This window comes from Neisseria sp. P0001.S005 (assembly GCF_051963715.1).
The window spans coordinates 1-9005 of the sequence record NZ_JBQCTZ010000140.1 but is presented as its reverse complement, the minus strand read 5'-3'; the positions used below and the strand labels follow the sequence as shown (position 1 = coordinate 9005).

Annotated in this window: 8 protein-coding genes; all 8 read left to right on the top strand. The window is 51.0% G+C overall.

Translation table 11 applies throughout. From position 1 onward, the window contains the following. The first annotated feature begins 15 nt into the window (after window positions 1-15). A complete protein-coding gene (locus ACTHSP_RS14495) occupies window positions 16-990 on the top strand; it encodes an ATP-grasp domain-containing protein (protein ID WP_049350764.1) in 975 nt (324 codons plus the stop codon). Next, window positions 983-1675, top strand: coding sequence for an HAD family hydrolase (locus ACTHSP_RS14490; RefSeq protein ID WP_049350765.1), 693 nt, complete (start codon window positions 983-985; stop codon window positions 1673-1675). The genes ACTHSP_RS14495 and ACTHSP_RS14490 overlap by 8 nt, the downstream gene beginning before the upstream one ends. Before the next feature lie 13 nt (window positions 1676-1688). Next, window positions 1689-2468 (top strand): methionyl-tRNA formyltransferase, encoded by a 780-nt coding sequence (locus ACTHSP_RS14485; RefSeq protein ID WP_049328301.1) that lies wholly within the window; start codon window positions 1689-1691, stop codon window positions 2466-2468. Next, window positions 2461-3636 (top strand): DegT/DnrJ/EryC1/StrS family aminotransferase, encoded by a 1176-nt coding sequence (locus ACTHSP_RS14480; protein ID WP_371464553.1) that lies wholly within the window; start codon window positions 2461-2463, stop codon window positions 3634-3636. The genes ACTHSP_RS14485 and ACTHSP_RS14480 overlap by 8 nt, the downstream gene beginning before the upstream one ends. A gap of 108 nt (window positions 3637-3744) precedes the next feature. Next, window positions 3745-5646: a polysaccharide biosynthesis protein gene (locus ACTHSP_RS14475; protein ID WP_440346332.1), complete on the top strand. Its 1902-nt coding sequence runs from the start codon at window positions 3745-3747 to the stop codon at window positions 5644-5646. A gap of 43 nt (window positions 5647-5689) precedes the next feature. Then, the gene (locus ACTHSP_RS14470) at window positions 5690-6817 is read left to right on the top strand and encodes a polysaccharide export protein (RefSeq protein WP_003684536.1); all 1128 of its coding nucleotides are present in this window, start codon (window positions 5690-5692) and stop codon (window positions 6815-6817) included. Window positions 6818-6988: 171 nt separating this feature from the next. Further along, window positions 6989-7438, top strand: a complete 450-nt coding sequence (locus tag ACTHSP_RS14465; protein WP_440346331.1) for a low molecular weight protein-tyrosine-phosphatase — start codon at window positions 6989-6991, stop codon at window positions 7436-7438. 26 nt (window positions 7439-7464) lie between these two features. Continuing rightward, on the top strand, window positions 7465-9005 hold a 1541-nt coding region (locus tag ACTHSP_RS14460), incomplete at its 3' end, for a GNVR domain-containing protein (RefSeq protein WP_440346330.1).

Below are 9005 nucleotides of genomic sequence, written 5' to 3'. Positions count from 1 at the left end.
CGGGTAATAAAACTGATGAAAAAAAATAACATACTGATTCTGTCGGCAGGTCGCCGTGTCGAATTGGTGCAGGACTTTCAAACCGAAGCCGCACGTTTTTCAGACGGCATCGGCGTTTTTGCCACTGACCTCAACCCACACATGTCTTCTGCCTGCCATGTTGCCGACCGCGCTTTCAGCGTGCCGCGTATCGATGCAGCCGAATACATTGACAGCATTCTCGAGCTGGCCCAACAACACGACATCGGTCTGATTGTGCCAACTATCGATACCGAGCTGCTCAAACTGGCCGAAGCACGTGACCGTTTTGAAGCTGAAGGAATACATATTGTCATTTCCGATGCAAAGCTGATTACCCTGTGCTGCGACAAGCGCCTGACCGCAGGCCTGTTTGCACAATACAGTATCCGTTCGCCTGAAATTTACGAACGGGACCGCCTGGTTTTCCCATGTTTTGCCAAGCCTTATGACGGCAGCCGAGCCATCGGTGCGAAAAAAATCAACACACCGGCTGATTTGACTGTCGACATTACCGAAGACCCGAAAATGATGTTCGCCCAATACATCGATATCGAGAATACTTTCTCCGAATTTACCGTCGATATGTATTACGACCGTCAAGGCCGTCTGAAATGCGCCATTCCTCGCGAACGTTTGGAAGTGCGTACCGGCGAAGTCAGCAAAGGCGCAACCCGACGCAATGCCCTATATGAAGAGCTGGTTGAAAAAATGGCCGTATTGGAAGGCGCACGCGGCTGTATTACCGCGCAATTCTTCGTCAGCAAAACCGACAACACGACCTACGGTGTGGAAATCAACCCGCGTTTCGGCGGCGGCTTCCCGCTGACTTACGCCGCAGGCGGCAACTATCCGGGCTGGCTGATTCAAGAATACATCGGCGGCCAAGACATCCCTTTCTCCGACGACTGGGAAAACAATTTAATCATGCTTCGTTACGATGCTAAAGTTTTGGTAAGAGAACATGATTAAGCCGGAAGAATCCGTCATCGTCTTCGATCTTGACGATACGCTTTACTCTGAGTACGACTACAAATGCTCCGGAATACAGGCAGTTGTAGGGATAATTACGTCGCTTTATCCTCAATACAATGCTGACGTACTAAATGAAATTGCAGACAATAAAAGTAAAGACTGGCTCGATAATTTGTGCCATCATTGCAAATTAAACGAATTAGAGAAACAATCACTTTTGTGGCAATATCGACTACACAGGCCTGTTATCCGACCCTATGTCGAACCGTCTTTTTTACGGAAGCTGATGCGCCCTTTTGCCGCACGCGCCCTGATTACAGACGGCCGCAGTCTGACACAGCGTTTGAAAATACAGGCCTTGGGGTTGACCGATTTGTTTGACGACATTTTGATTTCGGAAGCCATGCAATCGGAAAAACCCGAAGATAAGCGTTTTGTCTTCCTGCAAAACAAATATCCGGCTGCAAAACATTTCATCTACATCGGCGACAACATCAAAAAAGATTTTGTCGCACCCAACAAACTGGGGTGGCTCTCCATTGGCATCATGCCTAAGCCGCACAATATTCATCAAGCCGATCCCGAGCAATACGGTCATGAATACCAGCCCACCCTTTGGATAAACACCCTGGAAGAATTGACTACACTGACAACTTCCGCCACCGAAAAAGCAAATGCATAAGGGACATTTCTCCATGAAAATCTTATTTATGGGTCGTAAACAGGTTTCCGCCAACCTGCTTCGTTTTTTGACCAAACAAGACCATATCGAAATCGTCGGTGTCTTGACCGACAGCCATCTGCAAGGCTCGCCGACCACGGCAGCCGCGCAGGAATTGGGCTTGCCCCTGTACACCTTCGATACGGCTTTGGAAGCAATGCGAGAAGGCCGTCTGAAATACGATTTGGGCTTGTCCGTCCTTTACTGGCGCAAGCTGCGTGATGAATTCCTGAGCATTCCGACTTTAGGCACGATCAACTTCCACCCTGCGCTGTTGCCCGAATACAAAGGCACGGGCGGCTACAATCTGGCCATCATGGACGAGCTGAACGAATGGGGCAATACCGCCCACTACGTTGATGCTTCCATCGATACCGGCGAAATTATCGAAGTGGACCGCTTCCCTATTGACGCTGAAACAGAAACCGCCCAATCGCTCGAACGCAAAACCATGCAGGCATTGGAAGATTTCGCACGACGCATCATCACCCGCGCCATCGAGTCGAAAACCAAATTGCCAACCACGCCAAACATCGGTGGCCGCTACGTCAGCCGTGATGAGATGGAAGCCATGAAGCAAATCCGCGACGGCGACGATGTGGAGAAAAAAATCCGTGCGTTTTGGTTCCCGCCTTACGACGGCGCATACGTCGAAATCAAAGGTCAGAAATACACCCTGATCAACCGCCAATTGCTGGAAGAAATCGCCCCCAAAGGCTCAACCAGTCTTTTCGCAGGAAAAACAAATGCTTAATACATCACTCTCCCCATGGCCAAGCTTTACTCAAGAAGAAGCCGATGCCGTTTCCAAAGTCCTGCTGTCCAACAAAGTCAACTACTGGACAGGTACGGAATGTCGTGAATTTGAAAAAGAATTTGCTGCTTTTGTCGGCACGCAATACGCCGTTGCCCTTTCCAACGGTACGTTGGCTTTGGACGTAGCCCTCAAAGCAATGGGCACCGGCCAAGGCGATGATGTGATTGTCACTTCGCGTACTTTCTTGGCTTCCGCATCCTGCATCGTGACCGCCGGCGCAAATCCGGTGTTTGCCGATGTTGATTTGAACAGCCAAAACATCAGCGCCGAAACCATCAAAGCCGCTTTGACGCCAAACACTAAAGCCATCATCGTGGTTCACCTCGCCGGTATGCCCGCCGAAATGGACGGCATCATGGACTTGGCAAAAGAACATGATTTGTGGGTGATCGAAGACTGCGCCCAAGCGCACGGCGCGAAATACAAAGGCAAATCCGTCGGCAGCATCGGACACGTCGGCGCATGGTCGTTCTGCCAAGACAAAATCATGACCACCGGCGGCGAAGGCGGCATGGTCACCACCAACGACAAAGAGCTATGGAGCAAAATGTGGTCGTACAAAGACCACGGCAAAAGCTATGATGCCGTGTACCACCGCGAACACGCACCCGGTTTCCGCTGGTTGCACGAAAGCTTCGGCACCAACTGGCGCATGATGGAAATGCAGGCGGTCATCGGCCGCATCCAGCTCAAACGCATGCCTGAATGGACTGCCCGCCGCCAAGCTCACGCCGCCAAACTGGCTGAAAGCTTGGGCAAATTTGCCAGCATCCGTTTGGTTGAAGTAGCCGACTACATCGAACACGCGCAATACAAGTTCTATGTTTTTGTCAAACCCGAACACTTAAAAGACGGCTGGACACGCGACCGTATCGTCAACGAACTGAACGCGCGCAAAGTCCCATGCTATCAAGGCAGCTGCTCCGAAGTGTATTTGGAAAAAGCCTTCGACAACACGCCTTGGCGTCCGAGAGAGCGTTTGAAAAACGCTGTAGAGTTGGGCGACACCAGCCTGATGTTCTTAGTACACCCAACCCTGACCGATGAAGAAATTGCGTTCTGCAAAGAAAACATCGAAGCCGTATTGACTGAAGCCTCAGCATAATCATTTTCAGACGGCCTGCAACTTCAGGCCGTCTGAAAAAATAAAACAGCCTGCTTCAAACAATCCGTACCAAGCCACATTACAACACTCAGACACAAGAAATATAAAATGAACTTGGAAACCCTGCTGGCTCTGCCGCGCAACCTTAAAAAAACCTTTTTCGTCATCCACGATATCTTGATGATATTCGTGGCGTTTTGGTTTGCTCAAAGCCTCAAAGTACAATATTCCGACGAATGGTTGAGCATCGCCAACTGGCTGGCTTTTGGTAGCACCGCTGTGCTGACCATCATCCTTTTCATCCGTATCGGCCTCTATCGCGCCGTCACACGCTTCGTCAGCATCCGCGTCCTGACTTCAGCCGCATTCGGCAGCATCATTTCAGCGATCTTGTTCTGCCTGACCACCCTGATTTTTGAACAAAAACTGCATCTTGCCCTGCCCATCGTCTATTTCTTGGTCTTGGTAGTCGGCGTAACCAGCTCGCGCATGATCCTGCGCGCGATTCTGACCGACCATCACCGCAAACAGATGACCCCCGTCATCATCTACGGCGCAGGCCAATCCGGCCGCCAGTTGTTGGAAGCCATCAAACAGGTTAACGAATACTCGGCCATCGCCTTTGTCGATGACAACCCGAAAATCCAACGTACCGTCATCTATGACCTTGCCGTCCACAACCCCAACGAAATCCCGATGCTGATCAGCCGCTACGGCGTCCGCAAAATTCTGCTGGCGATTCCAAGTTCTACGCCGGAAGAACGCAAAGACATCATCCGCCGCCTCGAAGCATACAAATGCGAAGTCCTGACCATTCCGGGCATGAAAGATTTGGTAGACGGCAAAATCAACGTCAGCTCATTGAAAAAAATCTCTGTGGTCGATTTGCTCGGCCGCGCCCCTGTGGCACCGCGCCCTGAATTGATGAGCGCCGACATCAGCGACAAAGTCGTGATGGTAACCGGCGCAGGCGGTTCTATCGGCTCCGAACTTTGCCGTCAGATTCTCAACTGCCGTCCGACCAAACTGCTGTTGTTTGAATTGTCCGAATTTGCCCTGTACAGCATAGACAAAGAATTGCGCGAAACCCAAGCCGCGCAAGGCAGTCAAGTCGAAGTCGTACCGCTTTTGGGTTCGGTTCAAAACAAAGAACGCCTTAGCAGCATCATGAAGGCCTATCACGTCGACACCGTCTACCATGCTGCGGCCTACAAACACGTCCCTATGGTCGAGTTCAACACCATCGAAGGCATTCAAAACAACGTGTTCGGCACACTCTGCTGCGCGCAGGCTGCCGTAGATGTAGGCGTTTCCACCTTTGTTTTGATTTCCACCGACAAAGCCGTCCGTCCGACCAATACCATGGGCGCCAGCAAACGCATGGCCGAACTCTGCCTGCAAGCCCTTGCCGCCGAACCGGAACAAAAAACACGCTTCTGCATGGTACGTTTCGGCAATGTATTGGGTTCGTCCGGCTCCGTTGTCCCTGTATTTGAAAAACAAATTGCTGAAGGCGGTCCGATTACCCTGACCCATCAAGACATTACCCGCTACTTCATGACCATTCCCGAAGCAGCGCAACTGGTTATCCAAGCCGGTGCAATGGGTAAAGGCGGCGACGTATTCGTCCTCGACATGGGCGAATCCGTCAAAATCATCGACCTTGCCCGTCAAATGATTGTCCTCAGTGGCCTCAAAGTCAAAGACGAGCAACACCCACACGGCGACATCGAAATCAAGATTACCGGCCTGCGCCCGGGCGAGAAACTTTATGAAGAACTGCTCATCGGCAACGAGGTACAAAAAACCACTCATCCCCGTATTATGACCGCCAGTGAAGTAATGCTTCCATGGACGCAATTATCTGACATACTGTCGGAACTCCATACTGCCTGTCTCCAAAGCGACCAAAACAGCCTGCGCCAGCTTCTGCTGCGCGCACCGACAGGCTTCGTATCTAAAGACGGTATCTGCGACTTGGTTTGGCAACAAAACAATAAGGCCATCTGAACATTTTCAGACGGCCCGGACACCATCCCGCAAGGACTACTACATGAAAAAAACGCTCTCCCTGCTTACTCTATTCGCACTGACTGCCTGTAACAGCACGACAGTCATTCCTGGTTCAACCATCAAAACCAGAACCAAAACCATTGTTTACACCGATACCGACACCGCAGCCGACACCAACCTCGACAGCCGCGTTGCCGTTTACCCCATCACGCCCAACCTGATTGAAAAAATGCGTAAGCCGCCTGTACTTTCCCAAAACAACCAAGGTTTGGAGCAAAGCAAAAGCGCTTACCGCTACCGCATCGGCAGCGGCGACGTCCTCAATATCATGGTTTGGGCGCACTCCGACCTTAACTCCCCTATCCAGCAAAGCAACCCGCAAACCAACCAAGTCAGCCGCGGGGCCTGGGTAGATGAGGGCGGTTATATTACTTACCCGCTGGCAGGCAAAATTCAAGCCAAAGACAAAACTTTGGACGAATTGCAAAACACCCTGACCAACCTTCTGAAACGCTACATCAAAAACCCTCAAGTAGCCATCAACGTTACCGAATTCCGTTCGCAACGCATTTCAGTATCCGGTGCCATCAACCAAGCAGGTCAGCTGCCGATTACCAATATCCCGATGACCATTTTGGATGCCATCAACCAAGCAGGCGGCGTTACCCAAAGTGCCGACACCCAACACATCAAATGGACGCACAACGGCGTCGACCGCACCATCTCCCTGCAAGACATGCTGCAATACGGCGATATGTCGCAAAACCATCTCCTCAGCCATGGCGACATCGTTTACGTTCCTAACAGCAGCAACAACAAAATCTACATCATGGGCGAAGTCGGCAAACAAGCCACACTGCCGATTGGCAATCACGGCCTCAACCTGACCCAAGCGCTCGGAGAAGTCGGCGGTATGAACCAAAACTATGCTGACGCAACCGGCGTATTCGTAATCCGCCGCGCACCAGAAGACGCGGCCAAACCTATCCACATCTATCAGCTCAACCTGAAAGATGCGACTTCTTACGCATTGGGCAGCGAATTCAAACTGCGTTCGGAAGATACCGTTTACGTTACCGCCGCCCCGGTTACCCGTTGGAACCGCGTAATGTCACAAATTACCAACTCCATCAGCAACGTCAACACCCTCGACAATACGTTTAGATAAACAGTGGTTCCTGCTGTCAGACCCTTGTTTGACAGCAGGATACAAAATCACGCACAATCCAAGCTAATTACATAAACGGCATACAAAAGCCGTACACACCGCACAAACGGAAAAGCAGTATCTTATAGTCTGACTCACGTTTTTTTCAGACCATAAACCGAAAACAATATCATGTACCACAACATACTCATCGTCTGCCTAGGCAACATCTGCCGCTCCCCCACTGCAGAGCGGATCATGCAGAAAAAACTACCCGGCCATCAAATCAGCAGCGCCGGCATAAAAGCACTGGCAGGTAAGGATGCCGATTTCCAGGCCATTAAAACCGCACTCAAACACGGCGTCATCGTTGCAGGCCATACGCCACGCCAACTGACCGCCCCGATGTGCGAACAGGCCGATTTGATTCTCGTCATGGAGCCCAGTCAAATCGACATGGTGGCCTACATCCATCCGCCGGCACGCAGCAAAACCATGCTGTTTGCCCAATGGTTGCCTAAAAAAACCATACCTGACCCATACAAACAAAGCAGCGAAATGTTTGAAGCCGTTTTTGAACAGCTCAATGCTGCCGCAGACACTTGGAAAACCAAACTAAACGGAAAAACTCAACCGGTATAAAACCGGCATGAACAAGAAAGCAAGCAATGAAAAAAACGACCTACACACCTTACAGCGCAGACAACGACGACATCGACTTCGGCCAACAGCTGCGCGTAATTTGGACAAATAAATACAAAATCCTCGCCGCCCTGCTTGCAGGCGGCATTCTTGGCGCAGCCTTCAGCCTGGCATCCACTCCGCAATACCGTGCCGACGCCATGCTGGAAATTGAAACGCGACAAAACCAAATCCTGACCGAAATCAACAGCATCTTCAACAACCAAACCACGCCGTCTGAAGCAGAAGTCGAGCTGGTTCAATCACGCTTGGTACTGGGTAAAACCGTTGACGACCTTCAGCTTGACCAAGAAGTCAAAGCCAAATACACACCCGTTATCGGCAGCCTGATGCACAACGTCAGCGGCGACCCTGATCCCAAACTGACCGTCGGCAGCTTTACCGTACAAGACGAATGGTTCAACAAAACCTTCACGCTGACCGCCAAGAGCAACAAAGCCTATACCCTTACCCTGCCTGACAAACGCGTTGTAGAAGGCAAGGTCGGCGTACCTCTGAAAATCAACAATCAAACCACCCTCAAAATCGATCAAATCTTAGCCAATCCGGGTCAAGAATTTGCGTTGACCAAGTTCTCGCGCATCAGCGCCATCGAAAACATCCAAAACAAACTGGCGGTCATCAGCAAAGGTAAAACCAGCCCCATCATCAACCTTACCTTTACCGGCACTGACCCTAAACGTACCAGTGTCATCCTCAACAGCATTGCCGACAACTACGTTGCGCAAAACCGCGAACGCGACGTCCAAGTTGCATCCAGCGGTTTGGCCTTCATCAGCGAAGAATTGCCACGCTTGAAAGAAACCTTGCAAGACGCTGAAAACAAACTCAATGCCTACCGCCAACAATCAGGCTCCCTCGACATTCCGCTCGAGTCCAAAGGCGCATTGGAAAGCCTGACCGGCATCGAAACCCAAATTACCCTGCTCAAAACCGAAGAAGCAGGCTTGGCCGAGCTATACACGCCGGAACACCCTTCCTATAAAGCCGTATTGGACAAACTTGCCGTTCTCGAGCGTGCTAAAAACAAAATCAACCAACAAATTGCCGAGTTGCCGAATACCCAACAAGAAGTTATCCGCCTGACCCGCGACGTAGAAACCAACCAAGCAACCTACGTCCAACTGTTGAGCAAACAACAAGAACTCAACATCATGAAAGCCAGCGCGCAAGGTAATGTCCGCATCGTTGATTATGCCTATGTCCCTGAAAACCCCGTTGCCCCGCGCAAAGCTGTCATCACACTCCTGAGCGCACTTGCCGCAGGTTCATTGACCGCTTTGTGGCTGATGATTCGCAACCGCATGAAAAACGGCATTACGTCATCTGAAGAAATCGAAAACCTCAATTTGGAAGTCGTCGCTCTTGTTCCACACTCCAAAACCCAGCAAAAACGCGACTTCTTCAAAAGCAAATTCAAGAAAACCGGTGGCCGTTCCAACTATCTGCTGGCCAGCGAAGACCGCGCCGACACGGCCGTCGAAGCCATCCGCGCCCTGCGCACCAA